General features: G+C 31.2%; 24 protein-coding genes and 2 pseudogenes. 21 read left to right on the top strand and 5 right to left on the bottom strand.

Annotated elements, in window-relative coordinates; genetic code table 11:
• Positions 1 to 188 precede the first annotated feature (188 nt).
• A complete protein-coding gene (locus ACWJJ2_RS07470) occupies positions 189 to 1,649 on the bottom strand; it encodes an IS1182 family transposase (protein ID WP_220287894.1) in 1,461 nt (486 codons plus the stop codon).
• A 187-nt stretch (positions 1,650 to 1,836) separates the two neighbouring features.
• A complete protein-coding gene (locus ACWJJ2_RS07465; protein WP_258280728.1) occupies positions 1,837 to 1,971 on the bottom strand; it encodes a hypothetical protein in 135 nt (44 codons plus the stop codon).
• Between the two features lie 491 nt (positions 1,972 to 2,462).
• On the opposite strand from ACWJJ2_RS07465, the gene ACWJJ2_RS07460 reads away from it, so the two are divergent.
• Positions 2,463 to 3,038: a recombinase family protein gene (locus tag ACWJJ2_RS07460; RefSeq protein ID WP_216304602.1), complete on the top strand. Its 576-nt coding sequence runs from the start codon at positions 2,463 to 2,465 to the stop codon at positions 3,036 to 3,038.
• Positions 3,039 to 3,356: 318 nt separating this feature from the next.
• On the opposite strand, the gene ACWJJ2_RS07455 is transcribed toward ACWJJ2_RS07460, so the two are convergent.
• The 3 genes from ACWJJ2_RS07455 to ACWJJ2_RS07445 form a co-directional block, all read right to left on the bottom strand.
• Entirely contained in the window at positions 3,357 to 3,539 is a 183-nt protein-coding gene (locus ACWJJ2_RS07455; protein ID WP_216304601.1) for a hypothetical protein, read from the bottom strand.
• Between the two features lie 264 nt (positions 3,540 to 3,803).
• Complete coding sequence (locus ACWJJ2_RS07450) at positions 3,804 to 4,022, bottom strand: VOC family protein (protein WP_216304600.1); 219 nt, start codon at positions 4,020 to 4,022, stop codon at positions 3,804 to 3,806.
• Positions 4,023 to 4,059: 37 nt separating this feature from the next.
• Positions 4,060 to 4,356 (bottom strand): TfoX/Sxy family protein, encoded by a 297-nt coding sequence (locus tag ACWJJ2_RS07445; RefSeq protein ID WP_462954123.1) that lies wholly within the window; start codon positions 4,354 to 4,356, stop codon positions 4,060 to 4,062.
• Between the two features lie 212 nt (positions 4,357 to 4,568).
• Here ACWJJ2_RS07445 and ACWJJ2_RS07440 point away from each other — a divergent pair, with 212 nt between their 5' ends.
• The 20 genes and pseudogenes from ACWJJ2_RS07440 to ACWJJ2_RS07345 all read left to right on the top strand — a co-directional run bounded on the left by ACWJJ2_RS07440 (position 4,569) and on the right by ACWJJ2_RS07345 (position 22,856).
• Positions 4,569 to 5,435, top strand: coding sequence for a phospholipase A2 family protein (locus tag ACWJJ2_RS07440; protein ID WP_216304598.1), 867 nt, complete (start codon positions 4,569 to 4,571; stop codon positions 5,433 to 5,435).
• A gap of 153 nt (positions 5,436 to 5,588) precedes the next feature.
• Entirely contained in the window at positions 5,589 to 5,900 is a 312-nt protein-coding gene (locus ACWJJ2_RS07435; protein WP_216304597.1) for a hypothetical protein, read from the top strand.
• Between the two features lie 392 nt (positions 5,901 to 6,292).
• The gene (locus ACWJJ2_RS07430) at positions 6,293 to 7,735 is read left to right on the top strand and encodes an IS4 family transposase (RefSeq protein ID WP_462954122.1); all 1,443 of its coding nucleotides are present in this window, start codon (positions 6,293 to 6,295) and stop codon (positions 7,733 to 7,735) included.
• Between the two features lie 408 nt (positions 7,736 to 8,143).
• Positions 8,144 to 8,671 carry a helix-turn-helix domain-containing protein gene (locus ACWJJ2_RS07425; RefSeq protein WP_216304616.1) on the top strand — a complete coding sequence of 176 codons (528 nt, stop codon included), beginning with the start codon at positions 8,144 to 8,146 and terminating at the stop codon, positions 8,669 to 8,671.
• Positions 8,668 to 9,369 carry an alpha/beta fold hydrolase gene (locus ACWJJ2_RS07420; RefSeq protein ID WP_462954121.1) on the top strand — a complete coding sequence of 234 codons (702 nt, stop codon included), beginning with the start codon at positions 8,668 to 8,670 and terminating at the stop codon, positions 9,367 to 9,369. Before ACWJJ2_RS07425 ends, ACWJJ2_RS07420 begins: the two co-directional genes overlap by 4 nt.
• Positions 9,370 to 9,579: 210 nt before the next feature.
• Positions 9,580 to 9,885 (top strand): DUF4158 domain-containing protein, encoded by a 306-nt coding sequence (locus ACWJJ2_RS07415; protein WP_220286602.1) that lies wholly within the window; start codon positions 9,580 to 9,582, stop codon positions 9,883 to 9,885.
• Between the two features lie 163 nt (positions 9,886 to 10,048).
• Positions 10,049 to 10,183: pseudogene (locus ACWJJ2_RS07410) on the top strand (MerR family transcriptional regulator); the annotation flags it as partial.
• 219 nt (positions 10,184 to 10,402) lie between these two features.
• Positions 10,403 to 11,077: a response regulator transcription factor gene (locus ACWJJ2_RS07405; RefSeq protein ID WP_216303539.1), complete on the top strand. Its 675-nt coding sequence runs from the start codon at positions 10,403 to 10,405 to the stop codon at positions 11,075 to 11,077.
• Positions 11,074 to 12,810, top strand: a complete 1,737-nt coding sequence (locus ACWJJ2_RS07400) for a sensor histidine kinase (RefSeq protein WP_462954120.1) — start codon at positions 11,074 to 11,076, stop codon at positions 12,808 to 12,810. Before ACWJJ2_RS07405 ends, ACWJJ2_RS07400 begins: the two co-directional genes overlap by 4 nt.
• A 222-nt stretch (positions 12,811 to 13,032) precedes the next feature.
• Positions 13,033 to 13,638, top strand: coding sequence for a GDSL-type esterase/lipase family protein (locus ACWJJ2_RS07395; RefSeq protein ID WP_216303537.1), 606 nt, complete (start codon positions 13,033 to 13,035; stop codon positions 13,636 to 13,638).
• A 12-nt stretch (positions 13,639 to 13,650) separates the two neighbouring features.
• Positions 13,651 to 15,057 (top strand): MBOAT family O-acyltransferase, encoded by a 1,407-nt coding sequence (locus ACWJJ2_RS07390; protein ID WP_462954119.1) that lies wholly within the window; start codon positions 13,651 to 13,653, stop codon positions 15,055 to 15,057.
• 14 nt (positions 15,058 to 15,071) lie between these two features.
• A complete protein-coding gene (locus tag ACWJJ2_RS07385; RefSeq protein WP_216303535.1) occupies positions 15,072 to 15,359 on the top strand; it encodes a DHHW family protein in 288 nt (95 codons plus the stop codon).
• Between the two features lie 149 nt (positions 15,360 to 15,508).
• Positions 15,509 to 16,213, top strand: coding sequence for an N-acetylmuramoyl-L-alanine amidase family protein (locus ACWJJ2_RS07380; protein ID WP_216303534.1), 705 nt, complete (start codon positions 15,509 to 15,511; stop codon positions 16,211 to 16,213).
• 51 nt (positions 16,214 to 16,264) lie between these two features.
• A complete protein-coding gene (locus ACWJJ2_RS07375) occupies positions 16,265 to 17,173 on the top strand; it encodes a polysaccharide deacetylase family protein (protein ID WP_462954118.1) in 909 nt (302 codons plus the stop codon).
• A gap of 28 nt (positions 17,174 to 17,201) precedes the next feature.
• Positions 17,202 to 17,414, top strand: a pseudogene (locus tag ACWJJ2_RS07370) (cell wall hydrolase); the annotation flags it as partial.
• A 605-nt stretch (positions 17,415 to 18,019) separates the two neighbouring features.
• On the top strand, positions 18,020 to 18,676 hold the full coding sequence (locus ACWJJ2_RS07365; protein WP_220286605.1) for a response regulator transcription factor: 657 nt from the start codon (positions 18,020 to 18,022) through the stop codon (positions 18,674 to 18,676).
• A 3-nt stretch (positions 18,677 to 18,679) separates the two neighbouring features.
• The gene (locus ACWJJ2_RS07360) at positions 18,680 to 20,128 is read left to right on the top strand and encodes a HAMP domain-containing sensor histidine kinase (protein ID WP_462954117.1); all 1,449 of its coding nucleotides are present in this window, start codon (positions 18,680 to 18,682) and stop codon (positions 20,126 to 20,128) included.
• Complete coding sequence (locus ACWJJ2_RS07355) at positions 20,118 to 20,873, top strand: hypothetical protein (protein ID WP_220286606.1); 756 nt, start codon at positions 20,118 to 20,120, stop codon at positions 20,871 to 20,873. The genes ACWJJ2_RS07360 and ACWJJ2_RS07355 overlap by 11 nt, the downstream gene beginning before the upstream one ends.
• A 294-nt stretch (positions 20,874 to 21,167) precedes the next feature.
• Positions 21,168 to 21,896 (top strand): N-acetylmuramoyl-L-alanine amidase family protein, encoded by a 729-nt coding sequence (locus ACWJJ2_RS07350; protein WP_304518702.1) that lies wholly within the window; start codon positions 21,168 to 21,170, stop codon positions 21,894 to 21,896.
• A 51-nt stretch (positions 21,897 to 21,947) separates the two neighbouring features.
• A complete protein-coding gene (locus ACWJJ2_RS07345; RefSeq protein ID WP_462954116.1) occupies positions 21,948 to 22,856 on the top strand; it encodes a polysaccharide deacetylase family protein in 909 nt (302 codons plus the stop codon).
• The last annotated feature ends 69 nt before the right edge of the window (positions 22,857 to 22,925 follow it).

The following is a 22,925-nucleotide window of genomic DNA, read 5'->3' as shown; positions in this document are numbered from 1 at the left end:
CGTTTCCGGAGGATAGGCAAAAACTCCCAAGATGTTATATTGAACCAAAAAAGCCACAGTAAAAATAGAGGCCGCTGAAAAAAGCACTCTTTATTTAGTAGAGTTTTCAAGCTTGAATAGAAAAAGCATGAGATATCCATATTTGGGATATCTCATGCTTTTTATTTTATAATTAAGTTTTAAAAGCCCTATTTCATGCTTTTCAACTTAATTATTCTCTTTAGATTCACAGTGAAGATTGATAATGCACCTTGCATTTGCATGCTAATTAAGCCTGACGATATTGCTACATCATAGCTATGTTGGTGCTTAAGTTCACTGTTTTTAGCCTCTATCATATAACGTTCCCTAGCTCGTTTTTTAAAATATTCACTTTTTTCGAACTCTATTTGATCTTTGTGAGTATTTGACTTTATTGAAACTGAATAAGTTTTAGATTTAGCGCCTTCTTTATAACACCCATCTTTATGAACACAATTTTTACACTTTTCTACATTAAAATAGTAGGTTAGCACTTGATTTTTACCAACATTCTTCTTTCCCTGTTTTGCTTTTTTAATAGCCATATGACCTGCCGGACATACAAATAAACCAGCATCTTTATTAAACTCAAATTCATCTTCTTTTTTTCGCATTCCTTGTGAAATTACAGGATTTAGTCTTGAAATTAATGCAATTTTATTTTCTTTTGTATATTCTAGGTTTTTCTTTTCAGAATAAGCTGTATCTCCAATTACTTCATTTACATCTATACCAGCCTCACGGCTTTTTTCTATTAAGGTTATGAGCTCCTTTCCATCACTTTTTTCGCCAGTTGTAATAACAGCTGCTGTAATTAAACGTTCTTCACTCATAGCAAGGTGTGATTTATATCCAAAAAAAGAACTATCCTCAGTTTTATGCCCCACTTTTGCATCCTCATCTTTTGATATTTTTAGATTTTCTAAGTCATCATTAATAGCTTCCATTAAGTAGTTTAATTTAGTTTTCACAGCTGGATTTGCTGCAGTTTCTGGCTTCTCGTTTATGGTATCAATTAATAATTTGCAGTACTCAAGAATATCTTCAAGTACTCCAGTTGTAACTTTATTAGGTAACTCTTCTTTAATACCAGGATGTACTCCGTACAATGTTTTTCTTAAGTTTTTTGCACGTTTCAATAATTCCTCGCTTGCTGACTTTTGGTTATAACGTGACTTGGTATGCGTAGCATCAACTATTATTGCTTTACTTTTTAAAACTCCCTCTTTTATAGCAAGTTCTACAGTCTTGTTTATTAATAAATCCAATAAATTCATGTCTTTAAGGCGAAGCTTTCTAAATTTAGTTAGTGTACTTGAGTTTATTAAATTTGTTTCTTCTGGGGCTAAATTTAGAAAATATTTAAAGGACATGTCATAAAGAGTTCTTTCAACAACATCTTCATCAGACAATTCATATATTACTTTCAAAAGTAAATATTTAAATAGCATTATGGGGTTAATAGCACCTCTACCCATAGATGAACTATAGTTAATCATCAATTCGTCATAAACAAATGAAAAGTCAACAAGGTCATTAATTTGCTTTAAAATGTTATCTTTCGGAATAATTAACGAATATAAGCTATGGTATGTATTTATTTTTATTTCCAATTGTCCTTTTAGCATAATAGTTTAGCCCCTTTTATTTTATTCTACTATACTAATTCGACATATCTTTTAAAATTCCTTTTTGTTTTTTAGTCTTTTATATAAAAAAATCGCCATCTTTAATTAGATGACGATTTTTCATATAGTTTTTCAGTGGCCTCTAAAAATACTGTGGCTTTTTTGGTAATCTGCAATGAATGTATTATTATACTGGTCTACGTTCTAATACTTTTATTTTGATTTCATGTTTCCCAGTAACTTCTTCAAGTACCTCAACAATTTCTTTAACCTGTTTTACATCACTCGAAACATTTTTTATCGCTGTTTCTGATATATCCATTTTCTCCAATATGGGGTAGTGCTCGCAAAACGCGGATTTTATACGTTAAGACAGTTATTACCAAAAAAACTTTTATCAAAACATTCTGAGTTAGAATTAATACCTAATAGTTCTAACTCGAAAAAATATATAACATCAGTGTAGATTATTGATATATCTAGGGTTTAATCACTAAATGATAAGCTCTTATTTTTTTTACTCAAAACAAGTTAGTTAAAGTTCAGTTATAGTATTGATAATGCTAACTAAAACAGTAAGAAAAACATTAAATTAACACGAGTATATTTAATATTCTCTCTGAATTTATCGCCATTTTGGTAATATGTGTCTTAACGTGGTAAATTTACGCTTAGCGATATAAGAAAATGTATAAAATCTTAATGTCATAACTTAACAGTATTGACACCTATAAAACGCTTACGTATAATCAAAGGATTGGACGGTGTCAAAACTTACAGTCAAAACGATATGATATAAAGGAGTTATGAATTGTGATACTAGGTTATGTAAGGGTAAGTACAAAAAAACAATTAAAAGAAGGTCATTCCATAGAGGTCCAGACGAGGGATATACTAGATAGATATAATGGTGCGGAAATAAGAGTAGAACAGTACACAGGTACTACAACTGATAGACCTATATTCAATAAATTGATAGAGGATTTAAAACAGGGGGATACCTTAGTAGTTACTAAACTAGACAGATTGGCTAGAAATACTGTAGAAGGCATTAGCATAGTTCAAGATCTATTTAATAAAGGAATATCTGTCCATGTAATTAATATTGGACTGCTAGAGAATACAAGTATGGGTAAATTTTTTTTAACTACACTATTAGCAGTTGCCGAGATGGAGCGTTACACAATTATTGAACGTACCCAAACAGGCAAAGCAATTGCAAAAACTAAAGAAGGTTTTAAAGAAGGTAGACCTAAGATATATACATCAAAACAAATAAATAATGCGATTGAGATGCTAAAAAACAATTCATATACAGAAGTTGCAGCGATAACTAGAATAAGTAAGTCAACACTAATTCGAGAAGTTAGGAAAAGAAAGGTTAAATAAGTACATTGTGTAATATTGGAGATTTTAAATTCGAAAAATATGGATATCATTATTTTCGGTTCTTATACCGGTTTTCTGTTCCGTTACTACACAACCCCCGAGTATACAAAGGTCAAGGCAAAATCATATTATACCTTAAATTGGATATAAACAAAATTAAAAACACTCAACATAATAAGTAAACAACAAATGCCGTGAAATAATAAAATTTCACGGCATTTGTTGTTTATGCACATCTAGCCTATAGGCTCAATGTGAAAGTAACACAATTACATTTGTGTTACTTTCGCTAATCCAATCCATTTTACAAATTTGATTTTATCTTATTACAAATTTAAAAATTGAAACCCCAAAAGCAAGTATCGCAGCAAATAAACTAACTTTAGCAACCTCTTTATTTTTCTTCCAATTCTGAATGACTTGAATTAACATTGACACACCCACCAATGGCACAAATACATCTGTTTGTGTTTTACTCCAACTACCTCTCACTTTTCCCATTGTACCTCCAATACGATTAATTATTATTTTATTATCTAAAACGCAATAATCTACAAGTTCATCATAAAATATATATTTAACTATAACATAATTACCATAAATTAAATATATTTACAATTTAAAAAATCAGTAGTAAGCCTCAATGTGAAAGTAACTCAATTGGTATTGTGTTACTTTCAGAATATCAATATACACTTAATAAATTAACCCCATATCATTAGATATGGGGTTAGTTGAGACGAAATATTTGAAAAATATGTATTACTAAAACTCCAACATATCATTTTTATCAAATGTAAAATTAGGTCCCCATGCAACTTCCCAATGGTATCCGTCAGGATCAGAAAAATAGGCATGATATCCTCCCCAAAATACATCCTGTGGCTCTTTTTCGATTTTCGCTCCTGACCTTCTTGCCAGTTCAATGACCTCACATACTTCTTCCTTGCTTTTAGCAGTATATGCAACTGCATTCAGTACCACAACAACTAAAACTACTCATTTCTGGAATTCTCATCTTTTATTTTTTTATCTTTTTCTTTTTTGGTTTTGGTTCGGGTAATTCCTCATACATAGTTACTACCATTTGTTTTAATATCTCACTATTATCGGCAATATCTACATGCAACATTGGCTTTGCTCCATCGTATGGACTTTCTGAAATGCTATCAGGCATATAATGTTTAATTGCTTTAGTAATTTTTTCCATAAAGCCTGTTCCGTAGATTCCACCAAATATTCTACCTTTATAATAAAACAAGTAACCACCCATCATAGGTATAGATTTTATATCTTCCAATCCTTCTAATTGATCCATTAGGGGGTAGTGCTCGCAATTTGTGCAAAAGTCCCATTAAGGAAAAACAGTTACCATAAATTCAAGTTAATGTAAAACTCAATGCTAAATAAGGCTTTTTAATATGTTCGAAGATATATTTCACATAAAAACATTAAGTTGTATTAATTGTAAAATACTGATAGTATATACTTGTAATGTCAACAAAAATATTTTTGAAAGGATGGATTTATATGTGTTCAAAAAAATTAAAAATATTTCTTACCTCGTTAGTTTTATCGGGAGGATTAATAGTAAATAATTTAAGCACAACAGTATTAGCACTGGATTTAAATAACCCTAGTTGTAATTCTTATGAAAATGGGAATGATAAAAAAACTTCTTCTTATGAAGAAATGATGTTAGAAGTTGCAAATTCAAAACAAATAGATTTAAACTCTCTTAGTACTCTAACACAAACTGAATTAACCGAATTAAAAAATAAAGCTGATAATGATACTGTGTTTAAAACATTAATTGATGAATTGTATAATAATGGAACAATAAAATCTAAGGACTATATTGTTAATAAATCTAGTAAAATATCCGGCGAAGATTATCAAATATCCATTATTAGTTTTTCGATAGATAAAGATTCTATTATATTTATTAGTACAGATGATGGCTATTCTTCATATGCTATGATACAAGAAAAGATAGAAAATAATGGAGTTTTTAAATTATACGATTTACAAGATAATAAGTTAAACTTAATTGATCATATTAAATATGATCAAAATTCACAAAAATTATCAAACGTTATTAGTATACCCACATCTAAAAAAGGACTAAGTACTCTTATGTCTCTTAAGTTCCCATTTTATGGTAAATGGTGTGGCCCGGGATATAGTGGACCAGGTACCCCCATTGATAATATAGATAATTGCTGTAAAACACATGATAATTGTTACGGTGGAGGTGGAAATAAAAAAAACTGTGACATGCAACTAGTATCCTGTTTAACAAATGTAGGTAAATATCCCAAACTAACAGCCAAGCAAAGAGCAGCTATAATTGCAATGGAAACATACTTTATGTCGCTATATTCACATGATAATTAAGTAAAATGGTAGTTAGATAGATTTTTTTATATAAAAATCATTTTAGTTATATTATTACCTGAGTGAGAACATATTCTAAAAATTAAAGATGCTGAGTTTTTTGAAACATTCAAAAGTAATTGAGTAAATATTTGTGATAAAGGAGACAATTTAATGAAAAATAAACACTATATGAAAGGTATTAGTAAAGTATTTGCTATAACTTCTATAAGTATATCATTAACTATGATTATGCTTATGTTAAACGGACTTTTTCAAATAATACCGTGTCAAAATTCAGGGGGATTAATAGTGTTCATGACACCTATTATAAGTATAATAGGTGGTGTTTTAGCTTCTATATCACTAAAAATACACCCTAACATATTGGCAAAATTAGGCATAATTACGAATATTGTATCGTTAATATTGGTAATGTTAATTATGGGTAGTCTTGGCACCACTGCATCATTGCTATTTTGTTAAATCATAATAATGCAAAAGTTTCATTGGCAATTCAAGGTTTGATTGTTACCGAAGCAGAAACGAAACTCCTAGAAGATTATCTTAAAGGGATAGTGCTCGCAATTTGTGCAAAAGTCCCATTAAGGAAAAACAGTTACCATAAATTCAAGTTAATTGAAATAGGTGACTGTCTTTTATTAGATTGATTTTAATGGTCTCATATTATTTACTAAATCATAATCACAATTATCATCAAAATTATACTGTCCAATAAAATTTATATGTTCCCATCCTAGGGGTACGGCAACATAGCCATCAAGCTAAGGGAAGTCTATGAAAATAAAGCCCCCCCATTTGTAAAAATGTTATCATTTAAAAGATAACAAAAACACATCAATGGGGGTAATTTACAAATGATAGAAGAAAACTTAAAATTGGATAAAGATATAAAACATTTTGCAGCTGAAATTAAAAGATGTTTTTCAAAAGAGGAGATTGAAGAAATAGCTAGAGTAACAGGCTTTGTGAAAAGAAAAGGTAAAATTAAAGCATGGGAATTCGTTTGCTTATGCTGCTTTATGGATGCAGAGGTCGCGAATAATACACTTGTTACCTTATGTACAAAACTTAGTGCAAAAATAGGAATAGTTATTTCTAATCAAGCATTAGATCAACGTTTAAATGAAAGATGTGTGGAATTTTTAAAGAAGATTTTTGAGAACCTGTTGCGCCAAACAATAACAAATAATACTTGCATACCAAGTGTATGGGATGAACATTTCAAACGAATAAGAATACTTGATTCTACTGCTTTTCAAGTAACAGAAAGCTATAAAGATATTTATCCTGGATCTGGTGGCTGCTCTCAAGCTTCAGGTGTAAAAATACAACTAGAATATGAATTGAAATCTGGAAATCTTCTTAATATACAAGTAGGAGCTGGCTCAGGAAGCGACAATACTTTTGGGAGCAAAATAAGAGATACTATCAAATCTGGGGATCTTATTTTAAGAGATCTTGGGTATTTCAACTTTGAAGATTTTTTGGACATAGAAGATAGAGAAGAGTTTTACATATCAAGACTCAAACCTAATATAGCAGTATATATAGAAAATAAGGATATAGAGTACTATAAGAATGGCGCTCCTAAAAAATCAAGCCTTTTTAAAAGAATCTATATTTCTGACATAATGAAACAGATGGGCGAGGGGGACCGTTATGAAATTAAGGATGTCTATGTAGGCAAGGAAAAGACGCTAAAAACAAGGCTTATTTTATATAAACTAACAAATGATCAATTGAAAAAAAGAACAGAAAAATCTGTGAAGAATGCTAAAAAAAAGGGTATAGAAAAAAGTAATAATACGATTGAATTATTAGGTATATCTATTTATATAACGAATATTAAGGAAGAAGTTTTAAGTTCAAAGCAGGTTCATGAGTTTTACAGTTTAAGATGGCAGATCGAAATAATATTTAAAACGTGGAAATCCATATTTAGTATACAGGTTGTAAAGTTAGTTAAAATAGAACGGTTTCAATGTCAGCTTTATGGAAAACTTATTTTGCTACTAATAAGCTCTGCTGTAATGTTTAAAATGAGGACTTTAGCTTTAGAAAATAAAGGCCTTGAAGCCAGTGAAATTAAAACTTGTGAAATAGTTCATGAATATATTGATAGTCTGTATTTTGAGCTTATCAAATTCCCTAATAAAGTTCTCAATACCTTAAAATTAATATTTGAAAATGTAGTTAGGAATGGTCTGAAATCTCATAAAAAGGACAAGAAAACTGTTTTTGATATTCTTAGAGTTTGTTATAAATTAACATCATCGCAGGCTAAAGTTGCAGTATAAAACAACTTGATAAAATTGTAAAAGCCCCACTATATACGTGGCTTTTTTTGGTGTACCCTAAAATTGTTTGAATACTATTGTACACTTAAAATTTACCATTAAAATTTATCAAAATAAATTTTAATGGTAAAATATAGTATTTAATACTGGCTTACTAATATTCAATATGGCTTAGCTTGATGGCTATGGGGTAGCGCCAACATTTCCGACAAAACCCACGTTAAGACATAAAATGGATAAATGTTTTACAATTCACTCACGTTAAGAAATAGTACTGTAAGATATAGGTATTAATAAAGCTTGTTGCCTTTTTACAACAAGCTTTATTTTTGTGAATTAAAAATACATATTGACTAATCCCAAAAGCGGTATTATAATCACATTTGAAACCAATTTGGAGGTGCTTCTATGAAAGATATAAACAAAATCCTTATGAATCCTGTTCGCATGAGAATATTACAGTATTTTTCTACACATAAAGTAGCAACAGCAGGAGAATTAGTAGATTTTATAACTGATGTGCCAAGAACAACATTATACCGCCATATTAACATTCTTGCAGAAAACAATCTTATTAATGTAGTGGATGAAAATAGAATAAGAGGAGCTGTTGAACGAACTTATGCACTTAATATAGCTACTATATCAAACGAGAACACATTGGAAAATGCTACCCGAAATGCATACGGATTTTTGATGAATCTTTACTCAAAGTTCGAACAGTATTTTAACAGCACCAAAGCCGATCCTCTTCGTGATAAGCTATTTTTGAACACGGCGGTACTTTTAATGAGTGATGAGGAATTTGATACGTTTTTAGGTGAAATCAATGCTTTAATGAGTCAACATTTAAACAATAAGACTTCTGAGAAACGAAAATCGAGAAATATTTCGATAATATCATCTCCTGATATAGACTCAGAGGTTATTTTATGAAAATAAAATGTAAAAAGAGAGGAAAAAAGATTATGATGATTTTTGGTATTATATTGGGAGTAATAGTGAGTATAAACATCGTCGGATTTATTGTAAACACAATCTTTTTCAAGGACGAGCTTAAAAGTATTGAGCCTTACGGTCAAATGGTTGAAGTAGATGGCAAGAAAATGCACGTCTTTTCTATGGGCAGTAGTAAAAGTACTATTGTACTTTTACCTGGATGGGGCACTGCCCTTCCAAGTGCTGATTTTGCTCCTCTGATGAGGAAGCTAAGCAAGGATTATACCGTTGTATGTATTGAATATTTCGGTGTTGGTTTCAGTGATCAGACAGATGCTCCAAGAACAAACGAGAATTATACAAAAGAAATTCGTACTGCATTGTCAGGGGCAGGCTTTCACGCACCGTATATTTTGATGCCTCATTCTGTTTCGGGTATTTATTCTGAATATTATGCTGCAAAATATCCTGATGAAGTATCAGCAATCGTTATGCTTGACACGACCTCAACTGCCGCAATCCCTGAAGGGAATGCGCCAAGTATTATATACTCTATCTCAAAGCTTAGCCAGTCGTGCGGGTTGACACGAATTACCATGCCACTGGTTCCTGAAACCAAGCTTATTAAAAATGGTTACATTGAAAAAGAGATTACTGACTACAAAAAATTCGGTTACCACTTAATAGGGGTATAAAGAACATAGCTGTCCTGTACTGAAAACTCGATTCCTAAATATGGTAATAACTAACCTAAGCATTAATTAAAAGTTCCGAATCTTATTTTGGAACTTGAACTTAGGTGTATTTAAAGCATTTTATTGAGTATTTTAGATTCATATGGTAAGCTACTCTTAAAATAAGTTCCTACTCTTGTACTTATAGGAACTTTTAAAGGTAGGGCACATATGATAAAAGATTTTAATTTAAACCTAAGAGAGCTCCAATTAGTTTATAATAAATCAAATGAGGCAAAAATAGGATTTGCAGTGCTGTATAAATATTTACAAAATTACGGTAAATTTCCTGAGAGTAAAGAAGCAGTGTCAGAAAAAAGTATTGAGTTCATTGCAAAACAACTTAAAATTGATGGAAAAACTTATTTAAATTACGATTTTAATAGCAGAAATGCTTTTTTTCATAAGAAGCAAATTCGAGAAGAACTTTGCTTTCGTGAATATAGTAAAAATGATATGGAATCAATTAAAGAATAGCTTATACAAATAGTTTTACCTGTTAATGATGATATTGAGTATTTAAAGCAACAACTATATAAAAGGTTTTACGAAATAAAAATTGAGTCTACTACTGAAGAAACTTTAGAGCGTATAGTTTCTTCAGCTATAAATACATTTAGATATAGGTATAAACAATGTTTTTTTATCCAACATGGCTGATATTTATTTATCAAGTGCCAATAAAGATATGAATGTTGTAGATAAGAAATATGGTAATGGCGCAGTTAAATTTATTGGAGAATCTCTAAAATTTTATTCTGAAAATAATAAGTAATGAATTAAAATGGGATATTACGCAGATGATAATAGACTAAATACTCAATATTGCATATGCGGATTCACTATAGCTTAACGGGGGCGAATTATTAAAAAACCATACATTTTATTCCTTAGCGTGGGTTTTGTCGGAAATGTTGGCTGCACCCCAGTATAATAAGACTAAATGTGTAAATGCAAAAGATTTTACTTGTAATGACACAAATGGAGGTATGGGATGAATAAAATATTGGTTGTTGAAGATGAAGATATTTTACGTGAAGTGATAATTGACTATCTAATTGAGTATGGATATCAGGTATTAGAGGCCGAAGATGGGGAAAAAGCTTTAGAGCTATTTCAATTAAATTCTGTTGATTTAGTTATACTAGATATTGTTCTGCCGAAGATTGACGGCTGGTCAGTATGCCGTAGAATACGGAAAAATTCCAGTATCCCTATAATCATTTTGACTGCACGTTCAGATGAGGATGATTCTCTTCTGGGATATGAGTTGGGAGCGGATGATTATCTGATCAAACCATATAGTCCTCTGGTTCTAATGGCAAAAGTGAAACGATTTCTTGAAAAATACCCAGGTACTATGGATGGAATGTTGACGTCAGCCGGCGGTATTGTTATAAATATGGGGTCAAGACTTGTTTCTATTGATTGTAATACTATTAATTTGACTCATACAGAATTTGAGATTCTAGCTTACTTAATGCAAAATAGAGGGATTGTAATTACCAGAGAACAATTAATAGCTAAAATATGGGGTTATGATTTTTATGGTGATGAAAAGACAATGAACAGCCATATCAGAAACCTGCGTGCTAAGCTTGGAAGTAAAGGCTGCTACATTGTTACGGTTATCCGCTCGGGATATAAATTCGAAGAGGGGCAGCTATGAAAAAAAGTATTGTTTTTAAATGGTTTGTGCTAACAGTTCTATTATTCTCTACTATGTTTTTATTCATTGGAATAACGCAAAATTACTTTTTTAAGAAATATTATATTAATGAGAAATTGGATACCCTCAAAATGTATATGAAGGAGTACCCAGATATAGTAGCGAAAAAAGGAGCGGAAGCAGCATCTGGTGAAATATATAAGAATAACCAAATCTGGATTACAAAATTGGACAAAAATGGTCGTATCGGCGATGTGGAAAATTACTATCTCGAAGTGAAATTGAAAAATGAATCTCAGGGTACTTTGCGGATACCAATGTACTCCTTTGAAGGAGAATATTCTTCTGATGTACTCGCTTCATTTAAGGTCGGCGATGAGGTGATTATTGATACAGTTAATATAGCAGATGAAAAGATACCTTATATGATAAATACTAATTCAACGGGCGTCGTAAATTTAAATATTGCAAACAAGCTGAATGGTCCTAATGCTGATAAAGCGTATAGTCACCTTGTAACTGACGTATTGAGGGGAAAGATAACGAAGACTGCATTTCCCGAACGAGGGTTGGATATTTCGTTTCCCTACCATGAACTTTATTTTTTGAAACAGATAAAAGAATTTCAAGCCGGTTTGCTAGCTAATAATGCGAAACCTCTTCAGGGTACAGAAGAATTTAGTGCAACAGAAAATCTTGTGGAATATAAGATAATTATTAAACCGGTTGTTGAAAATGGGGTAACGGGATATATTTTTGCTATGACATCTCTTCAGCCGGTAGATGAAGCAATATCGGTTATACAGCAATTCTATCCTTACTTTTTTGGATTTACATTTCTGTGTGTTATATTCTTGGCATTTATTTTTTCTAAGTGGCTGGCGAAACCTCTGATATCCATCAACCAGGTCACAGAGAAAATAGCAAACATGGATTTTACGGAAAAACTGCCGGTGCGTTCCGCCGATGAAATTGGTCAGTTATCCCAAAATATTAATTATCTGTCGAACCAGATGGAAGTATATATTGGTCAGCTTAAACAGGATCTTGATAAAGAGAGAAAATTAGAAACTATACGAAAGGAATTTATTGCAGGTGTATCTCATGAGCTGAAAACGCCTCTTGCGGTTATGAAAAGTTGTCTGTCTATTTTTAAAGACGGAATTGCAGCTGAAAAAAGGGAACATTACTTACAGGCGATGGAAGATGAAATACAACGGATGGACTTGCTGGTTGTAAACATGTTGGATCTAGCTAAATTTGAATCTGGTACCTATAAGCCTGAATTAGCTCCTTTTGAAATGGATAAAGCAATTACCGAAGTATGCAAGTCCCTGGCTGAGCAAATACAGGAGAAAAATATCTCTCTTATATTAAGACTTTGCCCTAAAATTGTAGTGGGGCATAAATGGCTAATCAGTCGCGTTATTACTAATTTTCTCAGTAATGCAATCCGGAATACGGAGAATGGATATGCAATCGTAATTGCTATAAGCTGCAATGGAGAGACAGCAGAAATCAGCATAGAAAATCAGGGGAAGCCAATATTAGAGGAAGACAGGAAAAAGATATGGGACCAATTCTACCGTGTGGAGGCACGGACATCCAAAGCAGGTACGGGTCTTGGACTTTCCATATCCAAGGGGATATTGGAGCTTCATCATGCAATTTATGGTGTGGAAAATACGAAAGATGGCGTCCGTTTTTTCTTTTCTCTACCGGTCCAACCATAAATCATTGATTATATCTTCAGAGAAAGATATATGCCTTCTTTAAGATACTTTTATTCAAAAAAATTAATATTTTACTGACGAAAAAGCTATGAAGGGTACTTCATGGCTTTTGTTCTGCAAAAAATTAGAAAGAAATAATATCCGAACTCTATCTTATCTGCACCTGTTCTGCATTTTACTATTGTAATATAAGTTTATCAAATAAAGAAAAGAGGTATTTTTATGAAAAAATTAATTATTAGTTTCCTTATGGGTATTCTTTTGATAGGTATGACTGCCTGCGGGAATACAAATGCTGCAAAGGATGTTACAGCTAAGTCTAAGAACAATGTGTTTATCGGAGATTCCATTACCGAAGGTTTTGTCATCAATGAAATTCTTCCTAAAGAAAGTGTAATAGCTGCGGCAGGAGCCACAGCCGGGTTTACGTATGATAAAATTGATGGCTTGACTAAAAAGAAACCGGACAACGTCTTTATCATGTTGGGATCGGATGACCTGTTCATGCCTGTGAAGGATCCTAAAGAATTATTCAGAAATGATTTAACAAAACTGATTAACAAGATAAAGGAAGAACAGCCCAATTGTAAGATATATCTCCAGTCCATAACACCTGTAACACAGGAGGCATTAAAACTAGAACCCCGCTATAAAAATGTAGATGAATACAATGAGCTTTTAAAGGAGTTGGCGGGCAAGTTATCAGTTAATTATATAGACATAGGAGCATTGGCAAAGGAAAACCCTGATTTATTTGCGGAAGATGGTGTTCACTTCAAGAAAGAATTTTATCAGCTGTGGTTGAAGAAACTTTCTAAATTATTATAGTGGAGGGACCATATGATATTCAGTAGTCTGTTTTTTACATTTGCTTTTTTGCCTATCACAGTAATTCTATATTATTCCTTAGGAAAGCACTTTAGGAATATTGTCCTGCTGACTGCAAGCCTGTTTTTTTATGCATGGGGAGAACCTATCTATGTGTTATTGATGTGCGGTTCCATAACGGTTAATTACTGTCTAGGCACTCTCTTAGGTAGATCTGATACCAGTAGCCGAAAAAGGAAGCTTTTTTTAATAATAAGCCTGGTGCTCAATGTAGGCTGTCTCGCTTATTTTAAATACATCGGCATGATCATAAGTACAATAGCATCAATTGGCAGTTGGAATTTGAATGCTGGAACACCAACGCTTCCCATAGGAATTTCGTTTTATACCTTTCAGACACTATCTTATGTGATTGATGTATATAGGGGAAAAATAAAGCAGCAGAAAAGCCTGATTCTATTTGCCCTTTATATTACTATGTTCCCGCAGTTGGTGGCAGGGCCTATTGTGAACTATGCAGACATTGAATCACAGTTAGCTTACAGGAGCATGAACTTCAAAAAATTCAACTCCGGGATGCAGCGCTTTCTGTGTGGTCTTGCGAAAAAGATGCTTCTTGCAAATAATATAGGACTACTATGGTCTGAAGTAAAAGCCATGCCAGGTACAGAAGTTTCAATGCTCATGGCATGGGCCGGGATTATTGCCTTTACATTACAGATTTATTTCGATTTTAGCGGGTATTCAGATATGGCTATCGGATTGGGAAAAATGTTTGGATTTCGTTTCAAGGAAAACTTCCAGTATCCATATATTTCGCAAAGTATTTCGGAATTTTGGCGCAGGTGGCATATCTCCCTAGGATCATGGTTTAAGGAATATGTATATATTTCTCTTGGTGGAAACCGTGTCGGTAAGTGGAAACTGATACGGAACATGTTCATTGTATGGTTTCTCACCGGGCTCTGGCATGGTGCAAGTTGGAATTTTGTTTTATGGGGGCTTTATTTTGGAGCTTTAATATTAATAGAAAAATTGTTTTTGCAGAAAAGCATGACAAGATGGCCAAAGGTTGTCCGTCATATATACTTATTGCTGTTTGTTGTTATAGGCTGGGTACTTTTTGAATTTACCAACCTGACGGATATGCTCGGTTTTCTGCGGATCATGTCTGGAGTAGGAGGTAATGCGCTTATTAATAACCAAGCAATTGTGAAGCTAAAAGCTTATGCCATCTTATATATTGTTTGTATCATTGCGGCTTCACCTTGGCCTAAGGAACTGGCGTTAGTATTTGAAAAAAGTCATTACAATATTTATAAATTAGCAGTAACCGTGTATTATTGTGTACTAATGTTTTTTTCAACGGCATACATGGTTAGTTCAACCTACAACCCATTTATATATTTCCGATTTTGACCAGGAGGATTGATATGAGAATAAGTAACAAAAAAAAACTTGCCGTTATACAGAATATCGTGTGTATGTTGCCGCTTTTATTTATACTTGCTATGTTTATATTGAATCTTGCTCTACCGGCTAAAACCTATTCAAGAGAGGAGAGGCGTTACTTAGCACAATGGCCTGTTTTTCGTATTGAAAAAGTATTAGATGGCAGTTATGAGACTAAGGTTGAATCATATTTTTCTGATCAGTTCCCTTCTCGAAATTTTTGGGTTCATATTCAGAAAGGCTCCAATCAAATTTTATTTAAAAGGTAATTTTTATTACATTGCTGTGGATAGTAACATTAGCAACGATTGATCAATATGAGAGAAAAATGCTACAACTACAAGATCCTTCTGATACATATCAAATATGTCAGATAAACGATGAAGTTCAAGACAATGTAGAAAGAGGGTAAAAATCCATGAAAAAAAAGTTGTTGAAAATAAATATAAAAGCACTCTTTGTATTCTTATTAATCCTGGGATTGCTATTTATTAGTAATATGGTGAAAAAAGGAGAGAATGCTAATTCACAGAGTATTACTTCTAATTTTACAGTATGTATTGATGCAGGCCATGGCGGATATGATGTTGGTGCTACAAACTCATCGAATATTTTTGAAAAGGATGTAACATTAGCAATTGCTCTTAAAGTAGGCGATCTCTTAGAAAAAGATGGTATTAAGGTGTTATATACAAGGACTACTGATAAAGTGTCCTGGCCCTCTGATAATAAGCTAGATCTTAGAGCAAGAGTTAAAGTATCAAATGAGGCTAAAGCAGATGCATTTGTATCTATACATTGCAATGCTGCTACTGACTCTAGTTATCATGGAGTAGAAACCTGGTGTAGGTTTCGTAATACTGATGGTGAAAAACTTGCTAAAAGCATCCAAAAGGAACTTGGTAATAGTAAGTACTCCGCCGATAGAGGTTTAAAATATGAATCTAATGGACACTCATTGGCTGTATTACGGCTTAATAATTCTGTTTCCGCATTAATTGAAATAGGTTTTTTAAGTAATTCTTCAGATGCTAATTTTGTAACATCTGAAAGTGGACAAGATGTATGTGCTAATAGTATAGCAAAAGGAATTTTAAAATATAAGTCATCAGTTAAAAAGTAATTAGTTTTTAACTAAAATTAATGTTTAGATATAACAAAGGAGAAAAAAATTATGAGAATAAAAAGCAATAAATTTAAGACAATAAGAAACACTGTAATTATAGTATTTTCTATTATATTATGTGCTTTATTTTATACAGGGTATACATGGGTTTCAGAAGTGAATGTTCAAGCCAAGGGAAATCAGGTATTACAGGCTAAGGCACAGGAAATAAAGGAAAAAGACGAAGCGGATAAGAAAGCTAAAGATTTAAATACTAAAGCCGCCAATGCTGCAGCTGATTATGATATACAAAAAGTATCAGATATATCTAGCGGTAGAGGCGTGAAAGATGGTAAGAAAATCGCGTTTCTTACTTTTGATGATGGCCCATCTACTACTGTAACACCACAAGTACTAGATGTATTAAAAGATAATAAAATAAAAGCAACCTTCTTTACTGTTGGAAACCTTATAGAATCTAATAATTCAAGTAAAGAGATTATAAAAAGAATTTCCAAAGAAGGACATTCTATAGGAAATCATAGCTATAGTCATTCAATGAAAACATTATATCCTCATAACAGACTTGATGTAAGTATTTATATGGCTGAACTTGAGAAAACTAACAATATCTTAAAAGATATTTTAGGACAAGATTTTAATGCACGAGCAATGAGAATGCCAGGTGGTTATATGTCTAGAGTGTACTATAAGGATCCTAATTTGAGTGAATTGAATGCCAAGTTAAAGGAAAAAGATATGTATAGTATAGATTGGAATGCATATATTTTCGATGCTGAGGGTAAAAACAAAACTGCACCCGAATTAGTAGAGGCATTTAAAGAATCTGTAGGTACACAAGAAAAAATAGTAGTATTAATGCACGATACCTATGGTAAGGAAGAAACTGCAAAAGCATTACCTGGAATTATAGACTATCTAAAAACAAATGGATATGAATTTAAGATTATAAAATAACTTTCGGAGGGCACTGTAAAGTAATTTTGGAGGAGGTGAAAATGGGATGAAAGCTGTTGCTTCTGTGGTCATGAACGGAATTAATGAAGCTTATGACGAATATCTTAGGATAGGTCAAGGTGATTTAAGAAAAGTTATATTCCAGACAGGACAATTTGATCGTGTAGCCTCCGAACTTGGTGGCATTGCTAACCCTAAAACCATTTGGGCAAGTCCACTAGAACAAATACATTATGGGGTAATAATCGCAAAACGCGGATTTTATACGTTAAGACATATATTACTAAAACACCGATATATTCAAAAAATTTGTTGAATATATCGGTGTTTTGCTTCCTTTTTTCAGTTTATCATTTGCCATTTTTATCTCTCGCTTAGTTAGTATTATCAATACTATAATTGTATTTTAACTAACTTGTTTTGATCAAAAAAATAAGAGCTTTATCATTTAGTGATTAAACCCTAGATATATCAGTGCTTTACACTGATGGTATATACTTTTTCGAGTTAGAACTATTACATATAATTGAAGAGAGATTTTCTGATTCACTATCATCTTTACTAATTATCATAGCTGTAAAAAACGTCAAAACGGCAATTAATTTTAACGATGATAAATATTATTAAAACTTTTAAGATTTACCTATACAAGGAAAAAAGTTAAAGTAGATATCAGACAATAGGATTAAAATATAATAATTTATTAGATAAGTATCTAAAACTTTACAACAACTTTACATATAGGATAATCTTCTCATATATAAATAGTTTATAATTTTACTTGCTAATTATTTATATTAATAAATTTGAATAAATAAAACAATAATATTATTGGAGGTGATTTGTTTGAAACAAAAGATTCTAATAGTAGAAGATGATTTAGCAATATCAAACTTAATCAGATTAAATTTAAATATAGCAAATTATGAAACTAAAGAAGTTTATGATGGCTTAGAAGCAATTAATATAATTGAAAATGAACCTTTTGATTTAATACTACTGGATGTTATGCTTCCAAATGCTGATGGTTTTACAATAATGGATAAAATAAGATATTTAGATATTCCTGTTATATTTCTTACTGCTAAAAACTCAGTTATTGATAAAGTAACTGGATTAAAATTAGGAGCAGAAGATTATATTGTAAAGCCCTTTGAGGCTCTAGAACTGTTAGCAAGAATTGAAACTGTTCTTAGAAGATATGGAAAAGCTAATGATGCTTTGGAATTTAAAGATATTAAAATATATTTAAAAGAAAGAATAGTAAAAAAAAGTGGCAAAATAGTAGATTTAACTCTTAAGGAATTTGAATTATTATGTATATTGGTGCAAAATAAAAATATAGCATTAACTAGAGATATACTATTAGAAAGAGTATGGAAATATGATTATTTTGGAGGAACTAGAACTGTTGATATGCATATAGGTTCAATTAGAAAAAAATTAGACCTAAATGATAATATTAAGACGGTTTATAAAATTGGCTACAGGTTGGAGGACTAATAGATGAAATTTTGGCAAAGAATATACATTTTATTTTTGACTTTATTTATTTTAACCTTTAGCTTTGCAGGAATTTTAATAATAGAAAAGATTCATAATGAAACATTAAAAAGAGAAGTAGATAGATGTTTAAGTGAACATTTGAGTATTTATTCAGGAGTGAATTTAAGTATTCCGGTGTATGACACTTTAAGAAGGTATTCCCGTAATACCAGCTCGGATGATGAAATTTTATCTAATGCCATCAATGATTATTACAAAAAATACAATGATAAAAATGTTTATGTAGAGATTTTAGATACAAATAATAAAAGTGTGTTTAGTAATATGAATTTTAAAATTCCTGATAAAAGAGAAGAAATCAATTCACTTCAACCAGATAAAAGACAATATATAATTAAGGATATAGGTAATAAATCATATATATTTATATCAAACTTGATAAATATAAACAATAAATCCTATAAATTTACTTATGCGCGAAATATTTCAGGAATTTATAAAGAAAGAGGAAATCAGTATGTTTTCTTTTTTAAACTAGACGTAGTAGTATCTTTAGTTTTCATGGCGTTTATGTATTTTGCAAGTAAATATATAACAAAACCAATCCAGAATCTTATAGGGGCTACTAAAAGAATAGTTAAAGGAAACTTTTCAGAAAAGGTAGAAATAAAATCTAAAGATGAATTTGGCGTGCTGGCAGAAAATTTCAATACAATGGCTGAGGTTGTTGAAGAAAAAATAAATGAATTAGAAAGAAATAATAATGAAAAACAGAGGTTCATCGATAACTTGGCCCATGAATTAAAAACACCATTAACTTCTATAATAGGGTATGCAAATTTACTTCGTACCACCAAATATAATGAGGAAATTTTTATAGACGGTCTTGGCTATATATATGGAGAAGGAAAGCGGTTAGAGGAATTATCTTTTAGGCTAATGGACTTAATACTATTAAGAAAAGAAGAGTTTAAGCTGCAAAATGAAAGCATAAAAAACATTGTTCTTGAAGTAAAAGGGTCATTGCTTCCAAAACTTATTGAAAAAAACATAAGCTTAGTAATAGAGGATAATGATTTTGAAATGATGATGCAACGTGATTTAATGAAGGTACTACTAACTAATCTTATAGACAATGCTATAAAAGCTTCTAAGGTTAAATCAGAAATTCACATTGGTATTAACAAATATAAATATGAAGTTGAAATAAAAGATCATGGCATAGGGATTGCTAAGGAACATATAGATAAGATCTTTGAACCCTTCTATATGGTTGATAAAGCAAGAACTAGGGCAAGTAATGGTGCCGGATTAGGTTTATCAATATGTAAAAAGATATTGGATATTCATAGTGGATGCTTTGTAGTTGAAAGTGAAATAGATAAGGGAACTTCAATTAAATTAATATTTAATACTTGTAAAGGTGGTGACTCCTTTCATGAAACATAAAATAATACTTCTCGTATTATTGATTTCTAGTATTTTTTTAACTTCCTGTAGTGATTTTAGTAACATAAAAAAAAATCAACTGGTAGTTATAAAGCTTGATAAAAATACTATATCTACTTCAGATATAGTGAATGGAAAAAAAATCTTAACAGAGGAAGGAGCAAAATTAAAAGCTCTAGAAATTTTAGAAAAATATTTTAATGTGAAACTTTACCTGACAGAGGTTGGAAGTAATGTTCAGTTCTTTAGTTCATCAATGTTAAAAAAAGATTTAGAGCTGATAAAGCCAAGTAATTATTCAAAAACGCAATTGGAATATAGTAAATCTGTGTTAGAAAACGGTTTATATAATGTAGAATTTTTTACAAGAGTAGAAAAGAAAACACAAAATACAAATTACACAGGCTATGTTATGAAAATAGATTCAAAAACAGGAGAATGTATATATTTTAACAGTTATGATAGTGAGATTATACCTTCTTCAAACAGTAGTATTGATATAACCGAAGCAAAAAAAATAGCAAAAGAATTTATACTAAAAAATAATATTGCTAATATTAAAAATATAAAGTTAGTTAATCAAAATCCGAAAAGCGTAAAGGAGCCAGTTGGATGCAGTTTAGTATACGAGGATGCTGACGTAGCTAGTAATAAGGTAATAATTTCTATTGATGAGAGCACTAAAAAAATATACAGTTTCTCAATAGGAGTAATGGCGATAATTCAATCTAATACTAGTTGGTAAGAAAATAAACAAATGGAATAAAATCATAAAACTTACTACTTTAGTGTAAGTGACATAAATAAGAAAAGGCATCCCATATTCGGAATGCTTTTTCTTATATATGTCTCTTTACAAAATACTCACTTTTAACAAAATCTTATTTTGTTAAAAGTGAGTATTTTTTTAGAACTAGATAATTCTTTTCTTTACATATGCTTTACAACTATTAAAAACTTCTGATATATTCTCCTATTATAATTAAATATATCAGATAAACGATAAAAAGCAAAAACAATGTAGAAAGAAGGGAAATCTATGAAAAAAAAGTTGTCGAAAATAAGTATAAAAGCACTCTTTGCATTCTTATTAATCTTGGGATTGCTATTTATTAGTAATCCAGTAAAAAAAGGAGCGAATGCTAATCCACAGATTATTAATAACCACGAGCAAAAGAGTAATACTTCTAATTTTACAGTATGTATTGATGCAGGCCATGGCGGATATGATGTTGGTGCTACAAACTCATCGAATATTTTTGAAAAGGATGTAACATTAGCAATTGCTCTTAAAGTAGGCGATCTCTTAGAAAAAGATGGTATTAAGGTGTTATATACAAGGACTACTGATAAAGTGTCCTGGCCCTCTGATAATAAGCTAGATCTTAGAGCAAGAGTTAAAGTATCAAATGAGGCTAAAGCAGATGCATTTGTATCTATACATTGCAATGCTGCTACTGACTCTAGTTATCATGGAGTAGAAACCTGGTGTAGGTTTCCTAATACTGATGGTGAAAAACTTGCTAAAAGCATCCAAAAGGAACTTGGTAATAGTAAGTACTCCGCCGATAGAGGTTTAAAATATGAATCTAATGGATACTCATTGGCTGTATTAAAGCTTAATAATTCTGTTTCCGCATTAATTGAAATAGGTTTTTTAAGTAATTCTTCAGATGCTAATTTTATAACATCTGAAAGTGGACAAGAAGTATGTGCTAATAGTATAGCAAAAGGAATTTTAAATTATAAGTCATCAGTTAAAAAGTAATTAGTTTTACACTAAAATTAATGTTTAGATATAACAAAGGAGAAAAAAATTATGAGAATAAAAAGCAATAAATTTAAGACAATAAGAAACACTGTAATTATAGTATTTTCTATTATATTATGTGCTTTATTTTATACAGGGTATACATGGGTTTCAGAAGTGAATGTTCAAGCCAAGGGAAATCAGGTATTACAGGCTAAGGCACAGGAAATAAAGGAAAAAGACGAAGCGGATAAGAAAGCTAAAGATTTAAATACTAAAGCCGCCAATGCTGCAGCTGATTATGATATACAAAAAGTATCAGATATATCTAGCGGTAGAGGCGTGAAAGATGGTAAGAAAATCGCGTTTCTTACTTTTGATGATGGCCCATCTACTACTGTAACACCACAAGTACTAGATGTATTAAAAGATAATAAAATAAAAGCAACCTTCTTTACTGTTGGAAACCTTATAGAATCTAATAATTCAAGTAAAGAGATTATAAAAAGAATTTCCAAAGAAGGACATTCTATAGGAAATCATAGCTATAGTCATTCAATGAAAACATTATATCCTCATAACAGACTTGATGTAAGTATTTATATGGCTGAACTTGAGAAAACTAACAATATCTTAAAAGATATTTTAGGACAAGATTTTAATGCACGAGCAATGAGAATGCCAGGTGGATATATGTCTAGAGCGTACTACGATGATCCTAATTTGACTGAATTGAATGCCAAGTTAAAGGAAAAAGATATGTATAGTATAGATTGGAATGCATATATTTTCGATGCTGAGGGTAAAAACAAAACTGCACCCGAATTAGTAGAGGCCTTTAAAAAGGATGTAGGTACACAAGAAAAAATAGTAGTATTAATGCATGATACCTATGGTAAGGAAGAAACTGCAAAGGCATTACCTGAAATTATAGACTATCTAAAAATAAATGGATATGAATTTAAGATTATAAAATAACTTAAGGCAGTATTTGTAATATAATGGTATAAAACAACTTATAAGTGTTGCCTAATTAGTGTAGCGAAG

Source organism: Clostridium sp. CM039, from assembly GCF_055081075.1.
This window is presented reverse-complemented; position numbering and strand designations above follow the sequence as displayed.